The following is a 25,769-nucleotide window of genomic DNA, read 5'->3' on the forward strand; positions in this document are numbered from 1 at the left end:
AAGCAATCCGAGGACTCTCTTAGGTCTCAAACGTTAAGCTGAGACGGCGAATAACGTGAAGTCAGGTGGAAACATCTGAAAATAATAAACAACAAACAACACATATTAGGGAGTATTGGATATGAACGCGCACAAAATGATGAAGGTTTTGGCGGTTGCAGGCGTTGCAGCTGTTGCCTCTATGGCGGCACATGATGCCTCTGCATGGGGCTTCGGTCCGTTTAACGACAACAACGGTTGGGGCAACAACAACAACGGTTGGGGCAATGGCAACAACAACGGTTGGGGCAACGGCAACGGTAACGGCTATGGCAACGGCAATGGTGCCGGTAATGGCAGTGGCGACGGCTCTTTCAACTTCGGCATGTCCGGTAGTGGAAATGGCAACGCCCAGAACAGCTACAGCGGCAACGGCTCCAATGGCTGGAACGGTTCCAACGGCTGGAACGGCAACAATGGCTATAACGGCTACAACGGTTACAATGGCGGCGGTTATGGCGCTCCTTACGGTGCTCCTTATGGTGCTCCGTACGGCGCCCCTTATGGTGCTCCTTATGGCTACGGCGCTCCGGCTCCGGCTGCTCCTGCTGCACCAGCTAAATAATTCTGTGACGTGACGGGGAGCAGGGCTTAGGCCCTGCTTACCGATTGTGACACGTGAATAAAAAAAGACCCAAGGTACACGACCGGATCATGAACATGATCGTCAGGCCGAAACCTTGGGTCTTTTCTTTTATGGCCTAATAAGCCTTGGCGAAAATCGCGTGCTTGGTGGCCGGGTTTCCGGTGATCACGCACACGCCCGGTGCTGTGGGTTGATCGTAGGGCAGGCAGCGGATGGTGACGGCAAGTTCCTTAAGGGAGGCTTCACTTTCCGCGCTTTCGTCCCAATAGGCGCGCACAAAACCGGACGTGTTGACATCGTCGGTTTTGAAATAGGCCTTGAAGGCTTCAAAGTCTTGGATGTCGGTGCGCACGCGGGCATCGCGATAAGCTTTGGCTTGTTGGAACAAGGTCGCCTGGATGGATTCAAGTTGTTCGCGAATGTTGGTGACAAAATCGTCCATCTGCTGCGGTGCTTTGCCGCCGATGTCGGTGCGATGGGTGACCATGACGGTGCCTTGGTCGAGATCGCGCGGCCCCAGCTCGACGATGATGGGTGCGCCTTTTTTGATCCAGCTCCAGCGCTTTTCCCCGGCATTGACTTCACGTTTGTCAACGTGGGCGCGCACCACATTGCCAAATGCCACGGTGTTGTTCAGTTTTGCCGCCAATTCATCCGCAGCGGGCAGGACCCGGGCGGCGGCTTCTTCGTCGCGGGCAATGGGTAAAATGACGATTTGATGGGGCGCGATGGTCGGCGGCACGCGCAGGCCGTCGTCGTCGCCATGGGTCATGATGATCGCGCCGATCATGCGCGTCGACACCCCCCAGGATGTGGTGTGGCAGAAGCTTTCGCCGCCGTCTTTGTCTTGGAACTTGATGTCAGCGGCGTGGGCGAAGTTCTGCCCCAAGTAGTGCGAGGTGCCCGACTGCAAGGCTTTGCCGTCTTGCATCATGGCTTCGATGGTGTGGGTTTCCACCGCGCCGGGGAAGCGCTCAGAAGCGGATTTTTCACCCGCAATCACCGGGACCGCCAGCCAATCTTCGGCCAGGGCGCGATATTCTTCAAGCATGGTGGCGGTTTCCGCACGTGCCTCTTGTTCGTCGGCGTGGGCGGTGTGGCCTTCCTGCCAGAGAAATTCCGAAGTGCGCAAGAACAGGCGTGGGCGCATTTCCCAGCGCACCACGTTTGCCCACTGGTTAATCAACACCGGCAAGTCCCGATAACTGCGAATCCATTTGGCAAAACTTTCGCCGATCATGGTTTCCGATGTCGGGCGCACCACCAAGGGGCTGTCGAGCTTGCCGTCGGGCACCAGCTTGCCGTCTTTGGCAACCAAACGGTGATGGGTGACGACCGCCATTTCCTTGGCGAAGCCTTCAACGTGGGCAGCTTCTTTTTCAATCAGTTCCAACGGAATGAACAGCGGGAAATAGCAGTTTTGGTGGCCGGTTTCCTTGATGCGTTGATCCAGGCGGCGTTGAAGGTTTTCCCAAATGCCAAAACCCCACGGCTTGATCACCATGCAGCCGCGCACCCCGGAATTTTCGGCCATGTCGGCTTCTTTGATAACCTCTTGATACCAGGCTGGAAAATCGGCTTCACGGGTGAAACGTATGGCGGTTTTGGTGGGTTTACCTTGAGGTTTGTTCGACATTTTCGTGTTCACCGTTCATAGCACATGGGAGGTCGCCGAGCTCGGCATTCTGAGACGATTGGTATCAATCAAAGCGCGGCAGAAATCAAGGGCTGATACACAAACCGATGTCACTTCAAACTCAGCTTGACCATAAATCTCACCATAAGTGTATCGGCCCTGAGGGGCGATGATAAAATGGTAAAGAATAGTTCCAAAAATAGTCAATATATATTACATTTAGGGGGTAGAAGCATTAAAACAAATATTATCCCACAATAATAGGTTGTGGGTAAGGGTGGTTATCATAAGATGGCCGCGATGGATTTTCTGAGGGGATTTTACTGTGAAACAAATTTGGAAAGAGGCCAGGACTCCAAAGATGGACCAGCGTACATATTCGACCAGAAGCTTGCATGGACAGGTGGTACATGAGCTGGGTAAGCGCATCGTCACCGGTGACATCAGTGAAGGAGAAATTCTGCCCAATGAAACCCAGTTGGGGGCTTCGTTTGATGTCAGTCGGACGGCCCTGCGTGAAGGCATTAAGGTCCTGACCGCAAAAGGTCTGTTGGTCAGCCGTACTCGTACCGGCACACGCGTGCGCCCACGCAATGAATGGAATATGCTGGACCCGGATATCTTGGCCTGGCGGTTGGAGTCGGGCGAGCCCGAACAGTACATCCAGGATTTGGTGGAGTTTCGCCAAGCGGTTGAGCCGTTGGCGGCGTCCTTGGCGGCAAAACGCGCCAGCGAGAAGCTTATTCAAGATATCCAGCAGGCCTTTGATGATATGGTCGAAGCGGGCGCGGACGTAGAAGCCAGCGTCGCACCGACGTTGCGCTTTCATCAGGGGATTTTACATGCCAGCGGCAATGAGCTGTTGGCTCCACTGGGGGCTTTGGTTGAAGCCGCACTGACGATGAGCTTCCGTCTTGCCGAACCGTCCTCAAAGTTGGAAGAAATCAAGCTCCACGCCGACATCTTGGATGCAATCAAGGTTCATGATTCGCGTGCAGCTTGGAAAGCCATGTTTACGCTTTTGGATCGCACCTTCGAATATAATCTGGCGGCGATTACGAAGATGCAAAAGGGTACTTAATTCAGGCGCTTTCATTCTTTGCACTCATCCTTGACCGGACAGGTTCTGCCTTCATGTAGGACCTGTCCGCTTGGATGGCTGCACCATCGGCTCAAAAGGGAAGGTGCGGGGGTGCCACAAGTGCTTCGTCTTGTTTGCGGCTGTTTCATTTGTTGCAATGGGTGACTTGGAAAGATTATGATCTGAGGATATGAGGTGGGGCGTACATATCTTAAACCAAAGCGACACTGTTGATGAACTTCGAAGAGATCATTGCCCGCCTTGAGAGCGCCTTTGCGCACTTGAGCCCCCAACTTAAGCATGCGGCGCGGTACGTTATCGATAATCCAGATGATGTGGCGCTGTATTCCATGCGTCAATTGGCCGCCCATGCGGACGTGCACCCGTCAACGATGGTGCGTTTGGCGCGGGAGATGGGCTTTGAGGGGCATGCTCAATTTCAAGAACCTTTTCAGGTGCGCCTGCGCTCTAAGCCTAAGGTCAGCTATGTCGGGGGAGCCCGTGAGTTGCAGGCGCGGGGCGGCAATGGCAATACCGCTTCGCTGATTTCTGAAATGTTTGACATGGAATGCACGGCGTTCCAAGCCCTGCATCAACAAGATAACCTCGACGATATCATAAAGGCGTCTGAGATTTTGTGTGGCGCGCGCAATATCTTTGCCGTGGGTGCGCGTTCCATGTACCCGGTGGCTTTTTATTTTCACTATGCGTGTCGAATGTTCACCAACAACGTCCATTTGGTCGGTGGTCATGGCGGCACTTTTGCAGATCAACTGCGGGGCGTGGGGAAGGGTGACGTGGTTCTTGCCACCAGCTTTTCACCCTACAGCCGCAACACCGTGCGTGCTGTTGATTATGCGCTCGAACACGGTGCCCAAGTGGTTGCGGTGACCGACAGTTCGGTTTCGCCCATTGCCCGTCAGAAAGAAACGATGACAATTTTGGTAAGCAACGAAAGTCCGTCTCTGTTTCATTCCATCGTTCCCGCCATGGCGGTGATTGAAGCCTTGGTGATGTTGATGATTGCGCGCGGCGGGGCAAAGGCTTTGACGGCGCTGGAGCACAGTGAAGAACAATTGAACGGTTTTGATGCTTACTGGCTTGATAAAGTAACGCGGGTTCGACGGTGAGGAACAGGACTTTGATGACCAGATTTTTTTGTCTTTCGCGAAAAACGTTGAAACGCGCTTTTGGATTTTATGTTCTGGTATCTGCGTTGGCGGCGGCGCTGGCATTGGGTTTGGGCACAAGCGTTTGGGCACAAGAAGAAACCCATTTTGTTTCCATCGGTAGCGGTGGGGCGACAGGCGTCTATTATCCCGCAGGCGGCGCAATATGTCGGTTGGTCAACAAAGGTCGACGTACCCACGGCATTCGCTGTTCGGTCGAAAGCACAATGGGGTCGGCTTACAATATAGATGCTCTGCGCAAAGGTGATTTGGATTTTGCCATTGCCCAATCGGACGTTCAGTTTGCCGCGGTAAACGGACTTCTGCCTTTTGAAGCGTATGGTCCTTTTACGGACCTCAGATTGGTTTTTAGTCTGCATGCCGAAGCCTTTTCGGTGTTGGCGCGTGCCGATGCGGGGGTTCGGGCCTTTGACGATCTCAAGGGAAAGCGGGTCAATATCGGCAATCCCGGTTCCGGTCAACGGGTGACCTTGGACAGGTTGATGAAAGTGAAAGGCTGGACCAACAGTGACTTTTCCAAGGTTATGGAATTGACCTCTTCGGAACAGTCAAAGGCCCTGTGTGACAATCAAATCGACGCCATCGTGTTTATGGTTGGCCATCCCAACGCCTCGATCAAAGAAGCTGCGACGTCTTGTAATGTGGTGTTGGTGAATGTGACGGGTAAGGATGTGCAAAACCTGATCGACAGTTCACCTTATTTTAGGCTCGCAAATATTCCCGGCCAAATGTATACGGGCTCAGAGTCAAAAGTGCAGACTTTCGAAGTTGGCGCAACCTTGGTGACCACGGCCAAAACGCCCAATTTAGTCGTCTATGAAATGGTTAAGGCGGTGTTTGAACACATTGACGACCTCCGTCATATGCACGCAGCGCTGGAACATCTTGATGTGACGCAAATGGCCCACCCGGAACTCTCGGCAGCCCCGTTGCATCCCGGTGCATTGAAGTACTTCAAGGAAGTGGGCTTGGTGGATTAAGAGTCCTGCCCCTAAACCTTGGTCGCACCGTAATAAAGGTTCACCGTGTGTTTGGCTTCAGCGAAAAACAACCAGCGCTCAACAATGATGCCAAGCGAGCACAGCCCCCACGCCAGCACAACAGCCGCCAATGCGGCGTAACCGTCGATGAACATTGCCAACGCGGAAAACACCAACGGTAAAGCAAACCCGGTCACGTGTGAAATGGTGCGCAATTTGTCGGCATGCTTTTGCGCGACCTTGTAGCCCATTTCCTTCATCAGATAGTTATCCGATGTGTGCGGCAGTTCCAAAACGCTGACATCACCGGCGGCATCGATGCCGATGGCGGAATTCACTGTCGGCAGTCCGCTTGAGCGTTTGTTGAAGCCCCAATACAAAGTCTTCAATCCCCAACCCAAAGCCAGGGTGACTACGGTGAGGCCTTGGATATACGGGTTCTCAGCGCCGAACAGGTGGACCAAAACACTCATCAAAACGGCACCGCTCATGATCGACAACAACAGATATGACGGCACCGTCCAATCGTTGTGCCACTGATGGATGGGGCGCAGAGAATGATAAATTTTCGCCGTGCAGATCACCGTCAGCCATGCCAAGATCGCCGACACCACACCGGCAACCGCCCACAGACCAGTGGTGTCTTCAAACCACACCCAGCCCAGGCCGAACAGCGCAGCGGGGATGTACGTCAACACCGCCATTACGCCTTCACGCGCCAGCCAAGAGGAACGCCATTGGGTCATGGCACGCCAAGCGCGTTCCGGGCGGCCCAAGTGAAAGGTCGAGGCCAACAAGCCGACCGTGACCAAGGTGAGGGCGAACAGCAGACCGGACAAGCCCATCCAACGTTCGCTCGGCAACATGCCGGCTGCGCCCCAAATGCCCATCATCGCCAGCAAGCCGTAGCCGGCGCCTGAACAGGTGGTGAAAAAGATAACCGAAAAAGCAGGATGCATTTCTGTCGTCCCCCCCCTTATTTCGAAAGGACTTTGTCAAGCCAGCCCAAGAAGCCATCAGCTTCAAACGGTTCCAGCTCTTCGGGCGCGCCAATATCGGCGCTGTCAATTTTGCGCGCGCGGGGCGGCAAATACTTATTGGTGGGTTTGTAGCCCAGTTCTGGCATCAAGTCGCGGCCATGGCGGGCAGCCGTCAACTGCGAAACTTTGGATTCCGGATCGTTCAAGTCGCCGAAGTGACGCGCGCTGGTGGGACAGGCGAGAACGCAGGCCGGTTGACGATCTTCGGGATCTAAGTTTTCATTGTAGATGCGATCAATGCACAAGGTGCATTTTTTCATCACGCCTTCATCAGCGTCAAATTCGCGCGCACCATAGGGGCAAGCCCAACTGCACAACTTGCAGCCGATGCATTTGTCGGTGTTGACCAACACGATGCCGTCTTCGGATCGTTTGTACGATGCCCCCGTTGGGCACACGGTGACGCATTCGGCGTTGTCGCAGTGCAGGCACGAGCGGGGGAAGTTGATGGTCAAATTGGGGCGGTCGCCGCGTTTGACTTCAAACGAATGGACCCGGTTAAACCACACCCCATCGGGCTGCGGACCATACGGGTCGTAGTCAGTGAGCGGAGCGGAATGTCCGCCGGAGTTCCAGGATTTACAGTTGGTGGCGCAGGCGTGACAGCCGACGCAGGTGTCCAAATCGATCACCAGGCCCAACTTTTTATTGGTATGACTTGGCAGAGAGGTCATGCTTATTTGCCCTCCCGTTTGGCGCGGAAATCTTTGCCATAGCGCAAAGTTTTGGGCGTCTCGGCCATGTTGTCGAACTTTTCGACCACCGGGAATTGCGGCCAGCTTTCGCCAAACTGGCTGGGCTCCGCCTTTTCAATTTTAACCCGAAGATCAAACCAAGCGGCTTGTCCGGTGATGGGGTCGGAATTGGAATAGCGGTACCCGTCGCCTTGAACCGGAAGCAGTTCGGAAATCAAATGGTTCAACAAGAAGCCTTCTTTGGCTTCAATGGCGTCCTTGTCCAGGTTCCACGCCCCGCGACGTTTGCCGATGGCGTTCCATGTCCAAATCGTGTTTGGGTTGACGCCGTCCACCAGTTTGACTTGGCAGCGGATGCGTGCATGGTGGCTCGATACCCAGATCCAATCGTCATCGACGAGCCCCAACTTGGCCCCCAAGTCATTGTGAATGAACATACGGTTCTTGCCGGTGATTTGGCGCAGCCATGCATTTTGTGAACCCCATGAATGATACATATGCATGGGCCGTTGGGTCAGGGCATGGAGCGGATATTCTTTGGTGTCGACGATGGTTTCTTCGAACGGTTGATACCAAATCGGCAGGGGATCAAAATATTTCAAAATGCGTTCGGCATCGGCTTTCGGCGGAGTGGTGTCGCCATGGCCTTCGGCGGCCAAACGGAACTTTTGAAACACTTCGGAATACATCTGAAAAATGATCGGTTCGTTGTTGGGCAGCAGGCCCATGTCGGCGCACCAATCGAGATAGTTTTTATTGGCCATCTTGAAATAGCGTTGATCGCGGGCGAATTCGTGTTTCCAGAAACTCTGGTTTTCGATGTACTTGTTCAACTGGTTGGGGTTGACTTCACCCTTCATCGGTTTGTCGCCGTTGACACCACGCCACCCGCCCAGCATGCCGACGCCCGGCGCGCGTTCGTGGTTGACCATGTAATCGGCCAAGCCGCCTGGATACTTGGCAGAGCCATCGTCGTTGGTCAGACCCGGCAGGCCCAAACGGTGACCCAAATCGATCAGCACGCTTTGGAAGCCGCGCACATCGCGGTCCGGTTCCACCACCGGATAACGGATCGCGTCGGCGCACGCATCGGCGTTGGAAATGGGGCGATCCAAAAGCGAAATACAGTCGTGACGTTCCAGGTAGGTGGTGTCGGGCAAAATCAAATCGGCGTACTGCACCATTTCGGAAAAATAGGCATCCGCGTAAATGATGTAGGGGATTTTGTAGCTGCCATCGGCTTCTTTGTCGGTCAGCATTTCGATGGTGCCAGCGGTGTTCATGGATGAGTTCCAGCTCATGTTGGCCATGAACATCATCAAGGTGTCGATCTTGTACGGATCGCCTTTCCACGCGTTGTGGATGACCATGTGCATCATGCCATGGCTGGAAATTGGGTGCTCCCAACTGTAGGCTTTGTCGATGCGCCGGGGCGTGAAGCCGTCGTCTTCCAACAACAAATCTTCCGGTCCGGTGGGAAAGCCCAGAGGCGCGCCCGGAAGCGGGGTGTTGGGGTGCACTTGATCAGACCTTCCGGTGGGCTTGATGCCCGGCGGAATGTGTTTGGGGTAAGGCGCTTTGATGCGAAATCCGCCCGGCACTTCGACCGAGCCCAGCAAGATTTGCAAGATGTGCAGCATACGACAGGTGTGAAAGCCGTTGGAGTGCGCAGAGATACCGCGCATGGCATGGAACGACACCGGACGGCCGATCATTTTGTCGTGAACCTTGCCGGTCCAGTCGGTCCATTCCTGGTCGATTTCGATGGTTTCTTTAAAGGCCACGTGGGCCAATTCCGCGGCGATGCGCTTAATGTCTGCCACCTTCAGGCCGCACACGTGGGCGACTTGTTCGGGGGCGTACTGGGCGTCCAGGTAGCGCCGGGCCAGAATTTCAAAACTGGGAACCGCTGTGCGTCCATCAGCAAGGGTGAATTTGCCCTTGAGTGCGGGGGTGGCAATTTTGCCCGACTTGGCGTTGGCCAGGGCTTGGGCGTCTTGATCCCAGCACAGCGGGTTGCCTTCAGCGTCGCGGGCGAACAGGCCGTTATCAGATGCACCTTTGTCGTCAATCACCAGCCAGGCGGCGTTGGTGTAGCGGATCAGATATTCAACATCGACGTTGCCCGATTTCAGCAACTCGTGCACCAAAGCCATGATGAACAAACCGTCGGTGCCGGGGCGGATGCCGACCCATTCGTCGGCGATGGCCCCGTATCCGGTGCGCACCGGGTTGACTGCGACGAACTTTGCGCCGCGCTTCTTCAGCAACCCCAGACCTTTTTTGATCGGGTTGGAATCGTGATCTTCAGCGACCCCAAACATCATGAAATATTTGGACAGGTGCCAGTCGGGTTCGGCGAATTCCCAGAACGCGCCGCCGATGGTGTAGAGGCCACCCGCGGCCATGTTCACTGAACAAAAGCCCCCGTGGGCGGCGTAGTTGGGGGTGCCGAATTGGCTGGCCCACCACCCGGTCAAGGCCTGGGATTGATCGCGCCCGGTGAAAAAGGCGAGCTTCTTGGGATCGGTGTTGCGGATGTGACCCAAACGATCGGACGCCAGCTGCAACGCTTCGTCCCATTCAATTTCGACAAATTCGTTCGAACCGCGCTCGCCGACGCGCTTCATCGGTTTGGACAAGCGGGCCGGGGAATAGTGCTGCATGATGCCGCTTGAACCCTTGCCGCACAGAACCCCGCCGTTGACGGGGTGATTGCGGTTGCCTTGGATGTAGCGCACCTTGCCGTCATGCAAATAAACCTTAATGCCGCAACGGCACGCGCACATATAGCACGTGGTGTACTTCACCTCTTCGCCCAGCGTCGGAGACAAATCGACGTTGTCATCAGCGGCGTGGGGATCGGCCATTTTGGTGGACGGCTTATTCACTTCGTTCATTCGACGTCTCCGCGAGGCCAATGGTTTCAGCCTTCAGCAAAGCCAGTTCCCAAAATGGGGGGGCTGTTCGGGGTTAGGTTCTTTTTTTGCAGCGCATCAAACAATGCGCCAATTTTTGTGCACGCGCGAGCAGGTTTTCCGGCTCAATGCGGTATAATGTTTATATAATGAAATGGTTATATAAGGGAAACCTTAAAAATAAAAAATGGCTAAATTTATGCCATTTATGCTCCTTTTAAGGCTCATTCCACGGTGTACCTACCCGTGTGTTTGGGGCGCCGACGCGAAAGTGTAGCATCGAAAGCTTGGAATCGGTCTTGTTTTAAGTGGGAGGCTTTTGGGCGTATACTGGGGGTATGAAATATTCGCGCAAATATCCCGCCCCAGGTGACGGGGAGACGAACCTGCCTCCGGTCCGCCGGGTGGCAGGTTTGCCTGTGTTGGTGTGGATTGCCCTGATCGTGATCGCCATCGCGGGGTATGGCGCGTTTGACCACCTTAAGGGCGTCAAATGGTAATCGATCCTGACGCTAGACGTTGAGCTTTTTCACCTGTGCAGTGTCCTTTGAGGATACCAATATCAATTCACCAATTCACCAATTCACCAACTCACCAATTCACCAACTCACCAACTCACCAATGTGATTTACTTCAAAGCATAGATAATTTCCGAATTGGTCTTGTCGGGGAAACGCACCCGCACCAAATCGCCCGCGTCATTGAACCACACATCCCGGGTGAGTTCCCCGCTGATGGCGTAGTGGTGCGCAGATACTTGGGCGCCCGCCGCCTCGACGACTTCCGTGCCAAAATCGGAAACGTTGATCTTCATCATGGTACCGTCGAGGGTGTTGAGAATTTTGTGCTGATGAACGATGGTCGGATTCCACAAGCTGGCCGGTTGGGTGTTGATGTCGGCGCTTTGGCGACGGTCTTGGTCATGGACGATGCTGTCCACATCAAGCTTGCCTGGGCTGGCCGTCACCTGCAGCGCCTTTTGGGTGCCATCATCGTTTGTGGTTGACGTCAACGAGACCAGCTTGCCGCCGCGCCACAGTTCTTTGGAGGTGTGATGGAATTTGTAAGCGGTGATGAACAGCACTTTCACCTGAATGTCGGTGCTGACCTCCACCAAGGTTTCGTCACCTTGGTCGGAAATCGTATAACTGTGGGTGCCAATTGTTTTGCCGTCGCGTAGTACGGTGAAATCAAGGGTCTTGGTGACGGCATGGGCTTGCCAACTTGCGATGGTCGCGAAAGCGAACACTGCAGATGTAAACGCATATGTTCGGGCACGCGCGCCGAAGAGGTTCATCGTCTTCATGAAAATGGGTTCCCACAATTTGATCCAAAACTTCACTGTGGGAATGACGATAAAAGAGGCAATCTGAACCCGTGCTGAATGGGTTTACGTGTTGATTTATAAGGCTATTCCAAAAGCCTGACCGATGTGAGACCGGCCAGTGTTGCAAAGCCTTCGCTTTTGCATGGTTTTTTGGCACAATGCAAATAGGCAGACAAATGAGACACTTGGTAGTGGAATGACAATGATCAACAGGCCCATCTTCAACTCTCCCCCATTCTTGCGTGCAGCTGGCGCGGTTGCCCTGCTGAACGTGTTGTTCGGCGCACCCACAGCCCGGGCGCAGCAAAGCGAAATGACCGCGGAACAAATGGCTCAACTTGAGCAGTTCGGGACATATGCCGTCATGGCGCAAATTGGCATTACGGTCGTGTTTCTGATCATCTCCGCCGCAATATTGTTGATTGCTCGGCGCAATATGAAGGGCTGGAACCAGCCGCTCAAATGGGTGTGGTTTTCTTATTCCGGACGATTGAACCGCAAGGCCTATTGGCTCAAAGGCTTTGTGCTGATGTCCATCATCGCCAACGTGGTGCAGCTGTTTGCCTTGCTTGTGGGCATGATGTTCGACGGGGGAAGCGGCATTGGCGCGATGGTGGGTGGTATCGGCTTGCTGATCGTGACCATTCCGATGATTGTTTTTAACGTCTGGGTTGGCACAGCCGTTGCCGTAAAGCGTGCTCATGACCTGGGCCATTCGGGTTGGTGGCTGTTGTTGTTTATCGTGCCGTTTTACAACATCTGGATGGCGATCATGATGGCGTTTTTTCGCGGTACGCCGGGACCAAATAATTTTGGTGCGGACCCCATCGACCCCATTGACGATTATCTTGATGAAGTCTTTGGTTCAGCAGACGGTGGCGGCGGTGATGGTGGGGCGGGCGTGGACGATCATCCTCACCCCCACCCCCACCCGCCGTCGGGACCTGCTGACGGGGACATAGGGGGCAAGGGCTTTGGCGCGCGGACCTTCGTCAAGCCGCAGGCCGTGGTACCTGAACCGGAACGTGAAGAGCCCATCGTCGTGGCCGAAATGTCCGGTGGAGATGCAAACTTGGACATCATCAAGCGCCGCTTGGGCAATGAGATTTTGCGTCCAATCCAACGCAAGGGCGGCGGCGGACGCGAACCTGAAGGTGAATAACCTCTATGCAACATAATGGTCCCGTTCAGCGCAGATCCGTGTTGCCGCCAGAACTGCAAGGCTGGAATTGGGGGGCATTTTTTCTCAACTGGGTGTGGGGTCTGGGGAACAACACGTGGATTGCGCTGTTGATGTTTGTTCCCGGCGTCAACATCATCATGCCGTTTGTCTTGGGGGCTAAGGGCAATGCGTGGGCCTGGGCCAACAACGACTGGCAGGGTGTCGAGCATTTTAAACGCACCCAACGCATTTGGGCACGTGTGGGCGTTGGTGTCTTTTTTGGCGTGCCGCTTTTTTTCGGACTTCTTTTCGCCCTCATCATGGCGTCGTTTACATCCAGTGACCCCTACCACATCACCGTTGAGACCTTGCGCTATCATCCGCAACTGGAACGGTCTTTGGGTCTTCCGGTTGAGCCGTCGGGGTGGTGGACAAGCGGTGCCATCGATTTGCACAATTCAGAAGGCATCGCGGATCTGACTTTCGACATCGAAGGCCCAAAGGGCTCTGGCACGGCTTCTGCCAAACTGCGCAAAGATGAGGGTTTGGGTTGGAGCTTGCGTCAACTCAATGTTTTAACCGAAGACGGTGAGCGCATCGAGTTGGTGGTGACAGAAGGCATTTGATTTTAAGTGTTTTCCACGATCACGCCGATGAACGCTTCGGCGAAGTCTTTGAGCTTGGCCGCGCCGACGCCGTGAATGTCGGAAAAAGAACTTTCGGTGCGGGGCTTTTGGCGTGCCATATCTTCCAGGGAACGGTCGGAAAAAATCATATACGCCGGCACTTCGCGTTCCATCGCCAAGTGGGTGCGCAAGTCTTTAAGCTGGGTGAGCAGCTTGGCGTCTTCTTCGTTTAAGTCCGTCGGCGCTGCGGCACGGCCGCCACTTGATGCGCGGGTTTTTTTCGTGTTCGCTTTGTGCACCAAGTCTTTGCGGTAGTGAAATTCCGTTTCGCCCTTGAGCAAGCTTTGCCCCTTGGCGGTCACGCTGAGGCCACCGTGTCCGGTGACGTCGATTTTGAGAAACCCACCCGCGACCAATTGGCGCACGATGGATCGCCAAGCCTCTTTGGCAATGTCCTCGCCACGACCGTAAGCGTCCAACTGATCGTGTCCGGTGGAGCGAATTTTTTCCGTATCCGCGCCGCGCACGATGTCAATCAGGTGGGCTTGGCCAAACATTTGCCCGGTGTTCACACATGCCGACAAAAGCGTTCTGGCGGTATCCGAGCCTTCGATCATTTCGGGCGGGGAGAGACACATATCGCAGTTGCCACAGGGTTCAATTGTGTCTTCAAAATACGCCAACAACGCTTGGCGGCGACAGCTGGGGGCCTCGCAATAGGCAATCAGGGCATCAAGGCGTTTGTGTTCGCGCCGTTTGTGATCTATGTCGCTGTCTTCTTGTTCAATAAACATACGACGCATGCGCAGATCGTCCAGGCCGTAAAACATGTGTGCAACGGCGGGCTTGCCGTCGCGTCCGGCGCGGCCGATTTCTTGGTAGTAGGCTTCGACGTTGCCGGGCATGTCGGTGTGACATACAAACCGCACATCCGGTTTGTCGATGCCCATGCCAAACGCGATGGTGGCGACGATCACGACACCCGGCTCCATCATGAAAATGCTTTGGTTGCGCGCCCGCATGTCTGCCGACAATCCTGCGTGATAAGCCAACGCGCGCACCCCGTTTTGATTGAGCAGATCAGTGATCTTTTCGGTTTTGGCGCGCGACAGGCAATAGACGATGCCGCTTTCGCCCTCATGGTTTTTCAACAGATCCAAAAGCTGGCGTTTGGGGTCGGTGCGGACTTCGACATTGAGGCGGATGTTGGGGCGGTCAAAGCCCGATACAAAGGACTTAACCTTGCCGCCGAACAGTTTGGCGGCGATGTCTTCTTGGGTGGCGGTGTCCGCCGTCGCCGTGAGCGCCGCGATGGGCACGCCGGGGAACTGGTCTTTCAGTTTCGACAGGGCTTCATATTCCGGGCGAAATGACGGTCCCCAACGCGACATACAGTGGGCTTCGTCGATGGCGATCAGGCTGATGGGCAGACGCGTCAGTGCGCTCAGCATGCGCTCGGTCATCAGGCGTTCAGGGGCCAAATACAACAGTCGTGTTTCGCCCGCCGCGACCCGCCGCCAGGCTTCGACATTGATGGGGCGATCGCGGGCCGAATTGATGGTTTCCGCGGCCACTCCGGCCAATTTCAGGGCGGCGACTTGATCTTCCATTAACGCCACCAGCGGCGACACGACGATGGTGAGGCCGCCTTTTACCAGGGCGGGAATTTGAAAGCACAGTGACTTACCCGACCCGGTGGGCATCACCGCCATGGCATGCTCACCCGACAACAAGGCCTCCACAACCTCAAACTGGCCGGGGCGAAAGCTGTCGTATCCAAAAACGTCTTTGAGAATTTGATGGGGCATGGGGCGGACTATAACCTGATGGGGGCGCAATATTGATAGCTTCTAAATAAAGGACGTGATTTCAGCATCTTGATCGTGATAATTATAAGCGGGACAAGGGCTGTGGCAAAATTTTGGTCTTCAGAATCGTTGTGTGGACAGTGGAGCTCATCGCGAGATTGTGGAAACTTAACATTCTTTATTTCGCCTTATATGGGTATAATTTGCCATTGAGACCATTTATAAGAGAGTGTAGGGCAGGTGTTAGCGATGAGAATTCGTTTTAATATAAGCATCATCTCGGCGATTTTGTTGATCATTTCGGCCATGACCCTGGCGACGGTCGTGAGCGTATGGGTGGTGAGTTCGCGTACAGCCGAAATAACGGCCGACCAAATGTTTGAGAGCACTTCGAGCCTTGCAGAAGCGCGCCTGGATCGATTGATCGGCAATGCTTTGGAACTTGCCAATTTAGGCGCTACCCAAGACACGATTACGGCGGATTTGGGTAACGGCTTGGACGCCGCACCTTTGTCGCTTTTGATTTCGGCCTTGACCCAAACGCCATCACTTTACTCGCTCTATTACGGGTATTCGGACGGGCGCTTTTTGCAGGTGATTTCAGCAGCTGGGGAAAACGCCGTGCTTGCCGCCCATAAAGCGCCCAGCGCCACGCGCTGGATTGTGCGCACCATTTCAGCCGCAACGGGCGAGGGGGCTTCATCAGATCGCATACAGTCTTGGACGTTTTTAGACGCGAACCTTGCCACCCTTGGCGAGCGGAAAGAACCGTCGCCCAGTTACGATCCGCGCAAGCGGCCCTGGTACATCAGTGCACTGGATCAAGATGAGGTACAGCTGTCTGCGCCTTATCTTTTTAGCTCGTTGCAGCAGCCTGGTATTTCGGCGTCCAGGCGTTTGGCGGATCGGGGTGGTGTGTTCGGCGTTGATGTGACGCTGACACAATTGTCGCATTTTGTTTCTCAGCTCAAAATTTCGGATCACGGCGGCATCGTCATGTCGGATGAAGCTGGACGCGTCATCGCCATGTCGCAAAACTTCGGCATTCACCCCCCCCTCACATCACTTAAGGATGTTGATACGGTTTTGGCGCGGGGTGTGGCTCAGGCTCGGGAAGGTCAACTGGGTGATGGCACCCATTTTGTTGATCAAGATGGCCGCAAGCTTTTGGTACATCAAATGGAATGGAATATGGGCATGCGGCGCATCGATATCACTGTCGCCGCACCGATGGATGATTTTGTTTCGCACATTTTTGCCATGCAAAAGCAAATCTTTTTTATGGCGCTGCTGGGGTTGAGCTTGTTTGTCACCATTGCGTTGTTTTTTGCCAACCGCATGAGCAGAAGTGTGGTGTATCTTGCCCAAGACGCAGAGCGGATCAGGCAGTGTGATTTTACCGGTGAACCGCCCAGACCGTCGCGGATCATTGAGTTTCATGAACTGGGCAAAGCTTTTTCCAACATGAAAACCGATCTGTCCGCATACACCCATGCGCTTGAGGTTTCGGAAAATAAATTGAACCGCTTGGTCTCTTTAGGTATCGCGATGGCAGCGGAACACAACGGTGAAAAATTGATGGAAATGTTGCTCTTGGGTGCCAAAGAGCTGGCCAATGCGGATGGTGGTTCGCTCTATATTCTGGGCGATGACAAGCAACTGCATTTCCAATTGGTTCGCAATGATTCTTTGGGGCTTGCGTATGGTGGCACGTCTCAAACCGCCGTTAACATGCCGCCAGTGGCGATGTACGACGGAGAAGGTCTACCCAATCACAAGAACGTTGTGAGCTATTGCGTGCATAAGGGTGAGGTCGTGAATACGCCGGATGCTTATGATCACGTCACGTTCGATTTTTCCGGCACGCGCGCCTTTGATGAAAAAAACAATTATGTTTCGCGGTCCTTTATCACCGTGCCGTTAAGGCCGCGTGGCGGTGATGTGATCGGGGCGTTGCAGTTGATCAACGCCCGGGAACCGGGCTCAGATGTGCCCATTGCGTTTTCGCCGGAAATTCAAAACTTTGTCGAAGCCTTGTCCGCTCAGGCTGCGACCGCGATGTACAATCGCAATCTTCTGGAAGCCCAAGAAAAACTTATGGACTCGATGATCCAATTGATCGCGGGCGCCATTGACGCCAAGAGCCCTTATACCGGGGGGCATTGCGCGCGGGTCCCTGAGTTGGCGATTATGTTGGCTGAAGAGGCCAGCAAGGTCGATCAAGGTCCATTGGCCGATTTCCGGTTTGAGACCGATGATCAATGGCGTGAATTTCGCATCGGTGCATGGCTGCACGACAGCGGCAAGGTGATCACGCCGGAATATGTGGTCGACAAAGCAACCAAGCTTGAATCGATTTACAACCGCATTCATGAGGTGCGCACACGCTTTGAGGTGCTGCTGCGCGATGCCACGATTGAACGCCTTGAAGCCCTTGCGGATGGAATGGAGCAGCACGTTGCCGATACCGCTTTTGCACAGCGCAAGGCTCAATTGGTGGATGATTTTGCTTTCATCGCTGAATGCAATGTTGGCGGTGAGTTCATGAAGCCTGAAAGCATCGAGCGTTTAAAAGTATTGGCTGACATTCCCTGGCAGCGAAACTTCGATGATGGTTTGGGACTCTCGTATGATGAGATGACCCGCTACCGTGCGTCGGGACCTTCTCAGACCCTGCCTGTGACGGAAAAGCTTTTGGACGATAAGGTTACGCACATTATTGAGCGCGAAGGCACCGTCCACAAAATGTACGAGGGCATGAATTTTAAGCTCGACGTCCCGCAATATCTTTATAACCACGGTGAGCTTTATAACCTGTGTATTGAGCGCGGCACCCTGACGGGGGAAGAGCGCTTTAAAATCACCGAACACATCATGCAAACCATCGCCATGCTTGAACGCTTGCCGTTTCCCAAGCACTTGGCGCGGGTGCCGGAATATGCGGGCACCCATCATGAAAATATGGACGGATCAGGCTATCCGCGCCAACTCACCAAAGATCAGTTGTCGGTGCCATCGCGCATTATGGCCATCGCGGACATTTTTGAAGCCTTGACCGCATCCGATAGGCCTTACAAAAAGCCCAAAACATTGTCCGAGGCCGTCAAGATTCTCAGCTTCTTCAAAAAAGACGGGCACATCGACCCCGACCTGTTTGACCTCTTCCTTACCTCTGGCGGTTATATGCGGTACGCGGAAAGGTTCCTTGATGCAGAGCGCATTGACGAAGTCGATATCTCAGCCTACGTCGGGGCCTGAACCTCACGTTGCGTTCGGCAGGTATTGACGACAGCCTTCGAACGCACCTTAAGATTGAAAGGAGGGGGGTAACGCGGTGCCTAAATAAGGCCGGTTCATTACGGGGCGTTTTCGTTCACCATTTCATTACGTTAAATGATATAATGATTATCTGGACGGGGGGACCGACCAGGGTGATAAAAGGCCCTTTTACAATGGATTTTCAAATAGCAGTCCACTGGCATATGGCTTGGCTTAAGAAAATGCTGGCCGATATTCAAAATCCTTCCAAGCTAAAACCAGAGGAAATCGCGCGCGATGACTTGTGCGAAATCGGTAAATGGATACATGGTGAGGCTGTCCAATACAGGGAGCTTCCTGAATATCAGGACTTGAAAAATATTCACATGGAATTGCACAAGGCTACGTCGCAAGCCGTAGTCTTGGCTCAGGCTGGAAAACTGAGCGAAGCAAAAAAATATCTGTCCCTGCACGGTGATTTTATTGAGACATCAAAGCGATTGTTAGACAGTTGCAACAGACTGATTAAGAAGATTAATCAGAACACTTCCGTGTGATCTTTCCGTTTAATTTTCCCTTACGTTTGTCTTTCTCCTCAGCTTGCAAAGCAGACATCTGCTTTTTACTTTAATGTTTATCGACAGGGCCATTTTAAAGGAAACGGTTCATAGAATTCAAACGTTGGAACGGGACTTAAAATATGACGGAATCAATAACGCCCATGCAAATCACAACAGGTATACAGCAAGTCCTCATGCGCCTGATTGGCGTCATGATCGAGAAAGGTACTCTTTCTGAGGACGAGGCCCGGCGTGTTTTTGTCGAAGCCTCAATGACGTTACGCCAGCATGCTCAGCCAGATACGGATGGTGCGGCTCTATTTGTCGATTTGCTTGGCAAGCAATTACCCAAATAAACGACATCTCTTAATATTGAGATTTTCCTGGTAACGGATTATGCGGGCGGAGCTCGTGTAAATGAAACGACCATATTCAGAATGTATTTTTTGACACGCGATCCAATAGCGTGTTCCAATTGCGGCTCAGCGGGTCGGTGCCTGCTTTTGCACTTGTCGGCCAAACTTAGGCCTTAAAATGTGGGACGAATTCCGTGACGCTCCTTTCATCAGAACCCCCTTTAGACTTTCGCCCCTTGGGCTGTAAAGAATGTCTAGAGGGTAAGCCTTTGGGTTTTGATATTACGATGGCTTATCAGCCCATCATCGACCCGCACACCAAAACTGTTTTTGCCTATGAAGCCCTTGTGCGGGGAAAAGATGGTGCCGGTGCGGGAGAGGTTTTGTCGCGCGTTACGGACACAAATCGGTATATTTTTGACCAGACGTGCCGGGTGACTGCCATTCAGATTGCCGCGCGTTTGGGGATTGAATGCAATTTGAGCATCAACTTTCTCCCCAACGCCGTGTACCGTCCGGAAACGTGTATTCGCGCTACGATTGAGGCTGCGGATCAGTTTGGCCTGCCCGTCAACCGCATCATCTTTGAAGTCACAGAGGCCGAACCCATTAACGATCCGGCACACTTGCAAAACATTTTTGATGAATATCGCGATCGTGGCTTTATCACGGCCATTGACGATTTTGGATCTGGCTATGCGGGTTTGAATTTATTGACCAAATTCAAACCGCAAATTTTGAAGCTGGATATGGAGCTTTGCCAAGGTATTGCTACAGACGTGATCAAAAGAACCATCACCCATGGTGCCATTGAAACCGCACACGCCTTAGGCATTAAGGTCATTGCCGAAGGGGTCGAGGAACAAGGTGACCTTGATATGCTCCGGGAACTCAACGTTGACTATTTTCAAGGCTACATTTTATGCAAGCCGAAAACCGAAGCGCTGCCGGAACCAGATTATTCGGCTCTGTAATCGGCTCAACTGACCTTGTTAAAACGACAAAGCCCCAGCCGTTTCCAGCTGGGGCGTTGAAAATAATGGTGCCGGCTACAAGATTCGAACTCGTGACCCCCTGATTACAAATCGGAAGGCTTTTTGTAATAGATTGATATTTATTGTAAAAATAACATATCATTCCTGATCTTTTTGGCCTTGAGTATGGTCTAAGTTATTGATATATTCACATTTAACTCACATATTCACATAAATTATTTACAGGCTAAAATGGTCAATTTTTATCAAGATCAGGAATTTATTAACGACAACTTGTGCATATATCGCCGCCCAGGTGCTAAGAACGGCAGGTGGCAGTATCGGGCGTACGTTGGCGGCAAGTATTATATCAAGTCGACTAAAGTGACGGATCGCCGCAAAGCTTATGATGCCGCTGAACGTGCTTACAAGGATCTGGTTCGACGCCACCGCGCGGGGCATACTCTGGACCGAGTGTTGTTTCGTCATCAGGCTGACAAATGGATTGAGGTGCTTGAGGCTGAGAAAATTAGTCGAAAGCGAACCGCGATCCTTTCGCCTCTCCAGCTTTACTTGAAGCCATATTTTGGGGACATGGACGTTCGTGAAATCGGTGAGGATCAGATTGACGACTATAAAGATAATCGTCGTACTGAATTTTCCCCGGCACCATCTGTTAGCACGGTCAATACTGAACTCTGGGTATTGCGCTTGTTTTTTAAGCGTCTGCCCAAAAACATCATGGAAGCGAAAGAAAAGCCTCTTATCGCGAATATTTCACTAGAAAAGCCCCCGGAAGGATTCAAGGAGCAAAGCGATAGGCGACCATTTACTAGGGACGAACTTGCCGATATTCGCCGCGAGTTAACGTGGAAACAGATCACTGTTGTTAAAACGCCACTCACATTCCTTCAAAAATAGGCCGAAATGGGCTTTTGGAACACCGTTGAATTTACGCATGTGGCGCTTGGCCTGGTTCCAAAAATTCTCAATCCCGTTGATGTGGTTTTGTTTGTCTGCAAAGAGTTCGGAGTGGTTGATCCGAAAGTGGTGAAAATCCGATACGTCCAACACATTATAACCACGCCAACAGTCCGAATATACGATGCTATCAGGAACAACTTTGCGTTCTATGATTGGCAACAAGGTCGCTGAACTGGCATCGGGAATCGTTTTTGTGTAGACCCTACCGCCGCGCTTCAGCAGGCCAAATACAGGGATTTTACCGGCGGCCCCACGTCCACGCTTACCCTTCCGCTTGCCGCCGAAATAGCTTTCATCCACTTCGACCTCGCCGCCGAACATTGCCTCGCTCTCTGCCTCCAGTTCAACGGCGATGATCTCGCGCAGGCGCAGAAAATAGAAGGCGGCTGTCTTGCGGTTCACACCGCACAGGCTCGCCGCAGTCCGGGCCGTCGTGCCCGCGACAAAATGCTCAATCAAGCGATCTTGTTTATACCTGCTAAGTCGACTCTTGCGCATGCTTCCCATGATAACCCCAAATCTTGGTTATCTGGGACAGCCCCTTAAAATAGCCTAAAAATACATTCACAAAAGTATTCACAAATGAAAATGGCGCCGAATTGGCGCCATTTTTCTTTGTTTAATCAATTGAAAATATTCAATAAAATGGTGCCGGCTACAAGATTCGAACTCGTGACCCCCTGATTACAAATCAGGTGCTCTACCAACTGAGCTAAGCCGGCACAGGTGTTGTTTTGGTGTCGTTGCCCCGGACATATACCCTCGACAAAGCGTTACGGCAAGTGGGCAGGTGAGGTTATACTGACGGATTACGATGGATTGGGTGAAAAAATGACCGAGGCCTCCTCTTTTACCGATATTGACGCGTGCGTTTTTGATGCCTACGGGACGTTGCTGGACGTCAACGCCGCCGCCGCCAAGTGCCAGGGCGATTTGGGCGATAAAGCTGGGCAACTGGCGGAGATTTGGCGTACCAAGCAGCTTCAATACACGTGGCTGTCGAGTCTCATGGGGCGGCATTTGGATTTTTATGAGATGACCGGGCGGGCATTGGATTTTGCCCTGCAAACGCTGGACCTTCAGGACGCCGCACTGCGCACCAAGCTGATGGCATTGTATGAAGTGTTGGACACGTATCCGGAAGTTCCCGCGATGCTGAGCACGCTGAAAGAGGCGGGACTGAAGACGGCGATTTTGTCCAATGGCACGCCCGGCATGCTCGCCAGCGCGGTTGAGGCGGCGGGCATTGGCGCGCTGTTGGATTCGGTGTTGTCCATTGAGGACGTCGGCATCTACAAGCCCGACCCCCGCGTTTATCAATTGGCGGTGGACCGTTTGGGGGTGAGCAAAGAGCGCATTTGCTTCGTGTCGTCCAACGGATGGGACGCCATGGGAGCCAGCGCGTTCGGTTTTCAAGCGGCGTGGGTGAACCGCGCCGGACAAGTCCCTGAAACGCTGGGTTTCCCCCCCAAGGCTGAGCTTAAGGACCTGACGGGTCTGGCGGCGTTGGTTTTGGGGACGTGAACCCGCTTAAGAATTCGATTGGGCGAACTGAAACAGCGCGATGGCGGCGGCGTTGGAGAGGTTGAGGCTCTCCACCGCGTCGCTGATGGGAATTTTCACCAGCAAATCGCAGGTTTCGCGGGTTAATCGCCGCAAACCGGCCCCTTCGGCACCCAAAACGATGGCGTTGCGCCCTTGCAGGGTCTTGCCCGACAAATAGTCCTGGGCTTGTCCGTCGAATCCGACACACCAAAATTCGGCGGCTTTGAGCTGGTCCAAGGTGCGCGCCAAGTTGGTGACCTTGATGTAAGGCAAACGTTCCACCGCACCGGACGCGGCTTTGGCCAGCGCGCCGGTGATGTCGGGGGCGTGCTTGTCTTGAACCACCACAGCCATGGCGCCAAAGGCGGCGGCGGTGCGCATGACAGCCCCGATGTTGCGCGGGTCGGTGGCTTGGTCCAACACGACAATGCATGCGCTGGGCAGACCCTGGGCGTCATCTATGATGTCTTCCAGAACCGGGTGGGGCAGGGGCTTGGTGTCAATACAAATGCCTTGATGGACGGCATCGCGCGGCAATAAGTCATTGATTTCGCGACGATCACGCCATTCAATTTTGGGGCGTGTCACTTGGCATTCGGCAAATACGGCGTTTGCGGCGTCGCACACCGGAACTTCCAACTCGTCGGCGCTTTGGGTCGCCAAAACGATGCGATGGATGTCGCGTTCCGGATTCGCAATGGCCGCGAGGCACGCATGCGCACCGTACAGCAATTGATTGTTGGTGTTGAGAACGCGCCGGAGCGCTTCGCTCTCCCCATCTTCTGTGCCGCGGGGGCCGCGAGTGCGGTCAGCGCGATGCGATGGGTCCGAACGACCGGTTTCAAAGTCGGATCGGGGGCCGGAGCGGGCACCGGAGCGAGGGGGGCGGTTGGGTTTTTTATGTTTAGCCATGGCCGCTTTTATCATTATGAATGGGCCTTTGTCTCCGCTCTTTTGCACGATATGGCGCGAAGTCCAAAAAAACTTTAGCTGCTCAAGCCATTCGGCGGTTGACACGGCGTTGTAAATGTTCATATTGCGCACCGTCCGGACCGTCGGTAATCCGGCGTGCATCCTAAGGATATGGAGGGGTGCCCGAGTGGCTAAAGGGGGCGGACTGTAAATCCGCTGACGTACGTCTACGTTGGTTCGAATCCAACCCCCTCCACCATCCTTATGTACGCAGGTGCCGAGCACTGGCCGGAACCCTTTAAGGGGTTGGAGTTCCGCTTGCGGGTGTAGCTCAATGGTAGAGCAGAAGCCTTCCAAGCTTACGACGAGGGTTCGATTCCCTTCACCCGCTCCAACTCTTTTCGGGGCAAGCTAGTGTGTAGGTCCGCTTGATTTGATTGCGAATTGGGCTTTGATCTATTTGTTTTGTGGTTACCGTAATGTTTAAGGAAGTCGGAAATGGCCAAAGAAAAATTTCAGCGTAATAAACCGCATTGCAACATCGGCACGATTGGTCACGTTGACCATGGCAAGACGACGTTGACGGCTGCGATCACGAAGGTTTTGGCAGAAACGGGCGGAGCCACGTTCTCCGGCTATGCCGACATCGACAAAGCTCCTGAAGAGCGCGCCCGCGGTATCACGATTTCGACCGCACACGTCGAATACACGACGGATGCGCGTCACTACGCCCACGTCGATTGCCCGGGTCACGCGGATTATGTGAAGAACATGATCACGGGTGCCGCGCAGATGGACGGTGGCATTTTGGTGGTTTCGGCTGCTGATGGCCCCATGCCGCAGACTCGCGAGCACATCTTGTTGGCGCGTCAGGTTGGCGTTCCGGCATTGGTCGTGTACATGAACAAAGTCGATCAGGTTGACGACGAAGAGTTGCTGGAACTGGTGGAAATGGAAATCCGCGAGTTGCTGTCCTCTTACGACTTCCCCGGCGATGATATTCCCATCGTTAAAGGCTCGGCTCTGGCCGCACTTGAAGGCCGTGACGACGAAATCGGCAAGAATTCCATTCTTGAACTGATGAAGGCCGTTGATGATTACATTCCGCAGCCTGACCGTCCGAAAGACAAGCCGTTCCTGATGCCGATCGAAGACGTGTTCTCGATTTCCGGCCGTGGCACGGTTGTGACCGGTCGTATCGAAAGCGGCGCTGTTAAAGTTGGCGAAGAAATCGAAATCGTCGGCTTGAAGCCCACCGTGAAGACGACCTGTACGGGCGTTGAAATGTTCCGCAAGCTGCTGGATTCCGGCGAAGCTGGCGACAACGTTGGTGTGTTGCTGCGTGGCACGGCGCGTGACGATGTTGAGCGTGGTCAGGTTTTGGCCAAGCCCGGTTCGATCACGCCGCACACCAAGTTCACGGCTGAAGCTTATATTTTGACGAAGGAAGAGGGTGGCCGTCACACGCCGTTCTTTACCAAGTACCGTCCGCAGTTCTATTTCCGCACCACCGACGTAACGGGCATGTGCACGTTGCCGGAAGGCACGGAAATGGTTATGCCGGGCGACAACATCGCTATGGAAGTCGAGCTGATTGCGCCGATCGCCATGGATGAAGGCTTGCGCTTCGCTATCCGTGAAGGCGGCCGCACCGTTGGTGCTGGCGTCGTCTCTAAGGTGATCGCTTAAACGTTACGGATTACCCCCGTCCGATTTTCGGACGGGGCATCCAACTGGACAGGTTCAAAAAATGGAACACCAGAATATTCGCATTCGGCTTAAGGCCTTTGACCATCGCGTACTGGATCAGTCCGCGAGTGAGATTGTGAACACCGCCAAGCGCACAGGCGCTGAGGTGCGTGGCCCAATCCCGCTGCCCACCCGGATCGAGAAATTTACCGTTCTGCGCGGCCCGCATATTGATAAAAAGTCGCGTGAACAATTCGAAATTCGTACCCACAAGCGGGTGCTGGATATTGTTGACCCCACCCCTCAGACCGTTGACGCGCTGATGAAGCTCGACCTCGCTGCTGGTGTGGACGTTGAAATTAAACTCTAACTTTATAAGCCTCACAGAAAAGGCTTAGGAAGG

General features: G+C 53.6%; 23 protein-coding genes and 3 tRNA genes. 17 read left to right on the forward strand and 9 right to left on the reverse strand.

The window, feature by feature from the left end:
- Positions 1 to 121 precede the first annotated feature (121 nt).
- Positions 122 to 604, forward strand: coding sequence for a hypothetical protein (locus BEN30_RS13350; RefSeq protein ID WP_211563411.1), 483 nt, complete (start codon positions 122 to 124; stop codon positions 602 to 604).
- Between the two features lie 136 nt (positions 605 to 740).
- On the opposite strand, the gene proS is transcribed toward BEN30_RS13350, so the two are convergent.
- Complete coding sequence (proS, locus tag BEN30_RS13355; protein WP_069958823.1) at positions 741 to 2,261, reverse strand: proline--tRNA ligase; 1,521 nt, start codon at positions 2,259 to 2,261, stop codon at positions 741 to 743.
- Between the two features lie 361 nt (positions 2,262 to 2,622).
- Here proS and BEN30_RS13360 point away from each other — a divergent pair, with 361 nt between their 5' ends.
- The 3 genes from BEN30_RS13360 to BEN30_RS13370 all read left to right on the forward strand — a co-directional run bounded on the left by BEN30_RS13360 (position 2,623) and on the right by BEN30_RS13370 (position 5,512).
- Positions 2,623 to 3,342 carry a FadR/GntR family transcriptional regulator gene (locus tag BEN30_RS13360; protein WP_069958824.1) on the forward strand — a complete coding sequence of 240 codons (720 nt, stop codon included), beginning with the start codon at positions 2,623 to 2,625 and terminating at the stop codon, positions 3,340 to 3,342.
- 233 nt (positions 3,343 to 3,575) lie between these two features.
- Complete coding sequence (locus BEN30_RS13365; protein WP_069958825.1) at positions 3,576 to 4,472, forward strand: MurR/RpiR family transcriptional regulator; 897 nt, start codon at positions 3,576 to 3,578, stop codon at positions 4,470 to 4,472.
- A 14-nt stretch (positions 4,473 to 4,486) separates the two neighbouring features.
- Entirely contained in the window at positions 4,487 to 5,512 is a 1,026-nt protein-coding gene (locus BEN30_RS13370) for a TAXI family TRAP transporter solute-binding subunit (RefSeq protein ID WP_084005554.1), read from the forward strand.
- Positions 5,513 to 5,523: 11 nt separating this feature from the next.
- On the opposite strand, the gene BEN30_RS13375 is transcribed toward BEN30_RS13370, so the two are convergent.
- From BEN30_RS13375 to BEN30_RS13385, 3 genes are read right to left on the reverse strand one after another with little or no spacing between them, the layout of a single operon-like run.
- Positions 5,524 to 6,471, reverse strand: coding sequence for a dimethyl sulfoxide reductase anchor subunit family protein (locus BEN30_RS13375; RefSeq protein ID WP_069958826.1), 948 nt, complete (start codon positions 6,469 to 6,471; stop codon positions 5,524 to 5,526).
- 17 nt (positions 6,472 to 6,488) lie between these two features.
- Positions 6,489 to 7,226 carry a 4Fe-4S dicluster domain-containing protein gene (locus tag BEN30_RS13380; protein WP_069958827.1) on the reverse strand — a complete coding sequence of 246 codons (738 nt, stop codon included), beginning with the start codon at positions 7,224 to 7,226 and terminating at the stop codon, positions 6,489 to 6,491.
- A 2-nt stretch (positions 7,227 to 7,228) separates the two neighbouring features.
- Positions 7,229 to 10,147, reverse strand: coding sequence for a molybdopterin oxidoreductase family protein (locus BEN30_RS13385; protein WP_069958828.1), 2,919 nt, complete (start codon positions 10,145 to 10,147; stop codon positions 7,229 to 7,231).
- A gap of 356 nt (positions 10,148 to 10,503) precedes the next feature.
- Here BEN30_RS13385 and BEN30_RS18690 point away from each other — a divergent pair, with 356 nt between their 5' ends.
- Complete coding sequence (locus tag BEN30_RS18690; RefSeq protein ID WP_170827063.1) at positions 10,504 to 10,665, forward strand: hypothetical protein; 162 nt, start codon at positions 10,504 to 10,506, stop codon at positions 10,663 to 10,665.
- Between the two features lie 128 nt (positions 10,666 to 10,793).
- On the opposite strand, the gene BEN30_RS13390 is transcribed toward BEN30_RS18690, so the two are convergent.
- Positions 10,794 to 11,471 carry a DUF6134 family protein gene (locus tag BEN30_RS13390; RefSeq protein ID WP_139135034.1) on the reverse strand — a complete coding sequence of 226 codons (678 nt, stop codon included), beginning with the start codon at positions 11,469 to 11,471 and terminating at the stop codon, positions 10,794 to 10,796.
- Between the two features lie 223 nt (positions 11,472 to 11,694).
- Here BEN30_RS13390 and BEN30_RS13395 point away from each other — a divergent pair, with 223 nt between their 5' ends.
- Both BEN30_RS13395 and BEN30_RS13400 read left to right on the forward strand, forming a co-directional pair.
- Positions 11,695 to 12,654 (forward strand): DUF805 domain-containing protein, encoded by a 960-nt coding sequence (locus BEN30_RS13395; protein ID WP_069958830.1) that lies wholly within the window; start codon positions 11,695 to 11,697, stop codon positions 12,652 to 12,654.
- Between the two features lie 5 nt (positions 12,655 to 12,659).
- Positions 12,660 to 13,280: a cytochrome c oxidase assembly factor Coa1 family protein gene (locus BEN30_RS13400; RefSeq protein ID WP_069958831.1), complete on the forward strand. Its 621-nt coding sequence runs from the start codon at positions 12,660 to 12,662 to the stop codon at positions 13,278 to 13,280.
- A gap of 2 nt (positions 13,281 to 13,282) precedes the next feature.
- On the opposite strand, the gene recQ is transcribed toward BEN30_RS13400, so the two are convergent.
- Positions 13,283 to 15,088 (reverse strand): DNA helicase RecQ, encoded by a 1,806-nt coding sequence (gene recQ / locus BEN30_RS13405; RefSeq protein ID WP_069958832.1) that lies wholly within the window; start codon positions 15,086 to 15,088, stop codon positions 13,283 to 13,285.
- A 249-nt stretch (positions 15,089 to 15,337) separates the two neighbouring features.
- On the opposite strand from recQ, the gene BEN30_RS13410 reads away from it, so the two are divergent.
- From BEN30_RS13410 to BEN30_RS13430, 5 genes are all read left to right on the forward strand, one after another.
- On the forward strand, positions 15,338 to 18,346 hold the full coding sequence (locus BEN30_RS13410; protein ID WP_069958833.1) for an HD domain-containing phosphohydrolase: 3,009 nt from the start codon (positions 15,338 to 15,340) through the stop codon (positions 18,344 to 18,346).
- A 194-nt stretch (positions 18,347 to 18,540) separates the two neighbouring features.
- A complete protein-coding gene (locus tag BEN30_RS13415; protein ID WP_170827064.1) occupies positions 18,541 to 18,903 on the forward strand; it encodes a CZB domain-containing protein in 363 nt (120 codons plus the stop codon).
- Between the two features lie 143 nt (positions 18,904 to 19,046).
- A complete protein-coding gene (locus BEN30_RS13420; RefSeq protein ID WP_069958835.1) occupies positions 19,047 to 19,262 on the forward strand; it encodes a hypothetical protein in 216 nt (71 codons plus the stop codon).
- 287 nt (positions 19,263 to 19,549) lie between these two features.
- Positions 19,550 to 20,236: an EAL domain-containing protein gene (locus BEN30_RS13425; RefSeq protein ID WP_084005558.1), complete on the forward strand. Its 687-nt coding sequence runs from the start codon at positions 19,550 to 19,552 to the stop codon at positions 20,234 to 20,236.
- Between the two features lie 252 nt (positions 20,237 to 20,488).
- Positions 20,489 to 21,157 carry a hypothetical protein gene (locus BEN30_RS13430; protein ID WP_069958837.1) on the forward strand — a complete coding sequence of 223 codons (669 nt, stop codon included), beginning with the start codon at positions 20,489 to 20,491 and terminating at the stop codon, positions 21,155 to 21,157.
- Here the strand turns inward: BEN30_RS13430 and BEN30_RS13435 are convergent.
- A complete protein-coding gene (locus tag BEN30_RS13435) occupies positions 21,101 to 21,718 on the reverse strand; it encodes an IS1595 family transposase (protein WP_069958838.1) in 618 nt (205 codons plus the stop codon). The two genes, BEN30_RS13430 and BEN30_RS13435, sit on opposite strands and share 57 nt — an antisense overlap.
- A 148-nt stretch (positions 21,719 to 21,866) precedes the next feature.
- Positions 21,867 to 21,942: transfer RNA gene (locus BEN30_RS13440), tRNA-Thr, on the reverse strand.
- Positions 21,943 to 22,051: 109 nt separating this feature from the next.
- Between BEN30_RS13440 and BEN30_RS13445 the strand changes: the two genes are divergently transcribed.
- Positions 22,052 to 22,744, forward strand: coding sequence for a haloacid dehalogenase type II (locus BEN30_RS13445; protein WP_069958882.1), 693 nt, complete (start codon positions 22,052 to 22,054; stop codon positions 22,742 to 22,744).
- Positions 22,745 to 22,750: 6 nt separating this feature from the next.
- Here the strand turns inward: BEN30_RS13445 and rlmB are convergent, their stop codons facing one another.
- Entirely contained in the window at positions 22,751 to 23,677 is a 927-nt protein-coding gene (gene rlmB / locus BEN30_RS13450) for a 23S rRNA (guanosine(2251)-2'-O)-methyltransferase RlmB (RefSeq protein WP_084005570.1), read from the reverse strand.
- 173 nt (positions 23,678 to 23,850) lie between these two features.
- Between rlmB and BEN30_RS13455 the strand changes: the two genes are divergently transcribed.
- The 4 genes from BEN30_RS13455 (at position 23,851) to rpsJ (ending at position 25,736) form a co-directional block, all read left to right on the forward strand.
- Positions 23,851 to 23,936, forward strand: a tRNA-Tyr gene (locus tag BEN30_RS13455).
- Between the two features lie 61 nt (positions 23,937 to 23,997).
- Positions 23,998 to 24,071 (forward strand) — tRNA-Gly (locus BEN30_RS13460).
- 104 nt (positions 24,072 to 24,175) lie between these two features.
- Positions 24,176 to 25,366 carry an elongation factor Tu gene (tuf, locus tag BEN30_RS13465; RefSeq protein WP_069958839.1) on the forward strand — a complete coding sequence of 397 codons (1,191 nt, stop codon included), beginning with the start codon at positions 24,176 to 24,178 and terminating at the stop codon, positions 25,364 to 25,366.
- Positions 25,367 to 25,427: 61 nt separating this feature from the next.
- Positions 25,428 to 25,736 carry a 30S ribosomal protein S10 gene (rpsJ, locus tag BEN30_RS13470; protein WP_069958840.1) on the forward strand — a complete coding sequence of 103 codons (309 nt, stop codon included), beginning with the start codon at positions 25,428 to 25,430 and terminating at the stop codon, positions 25,734 to 25,736.
- The last annotated feature ends 33 nt before the right edge of the window (positions 25,737 to 25,769 follow it).

The organism is Magnetovibrio blakemorei, from assembly GCF_001746755.1.
GTDB classification, from domain to species: domain Bacteria; phylum Pseudomonadota; class Alphaproteobacteria; order Rhodospirillales; family Magnetovibrionaceae; genus Magnetovibrio; species Magnetovibrio blakemorei.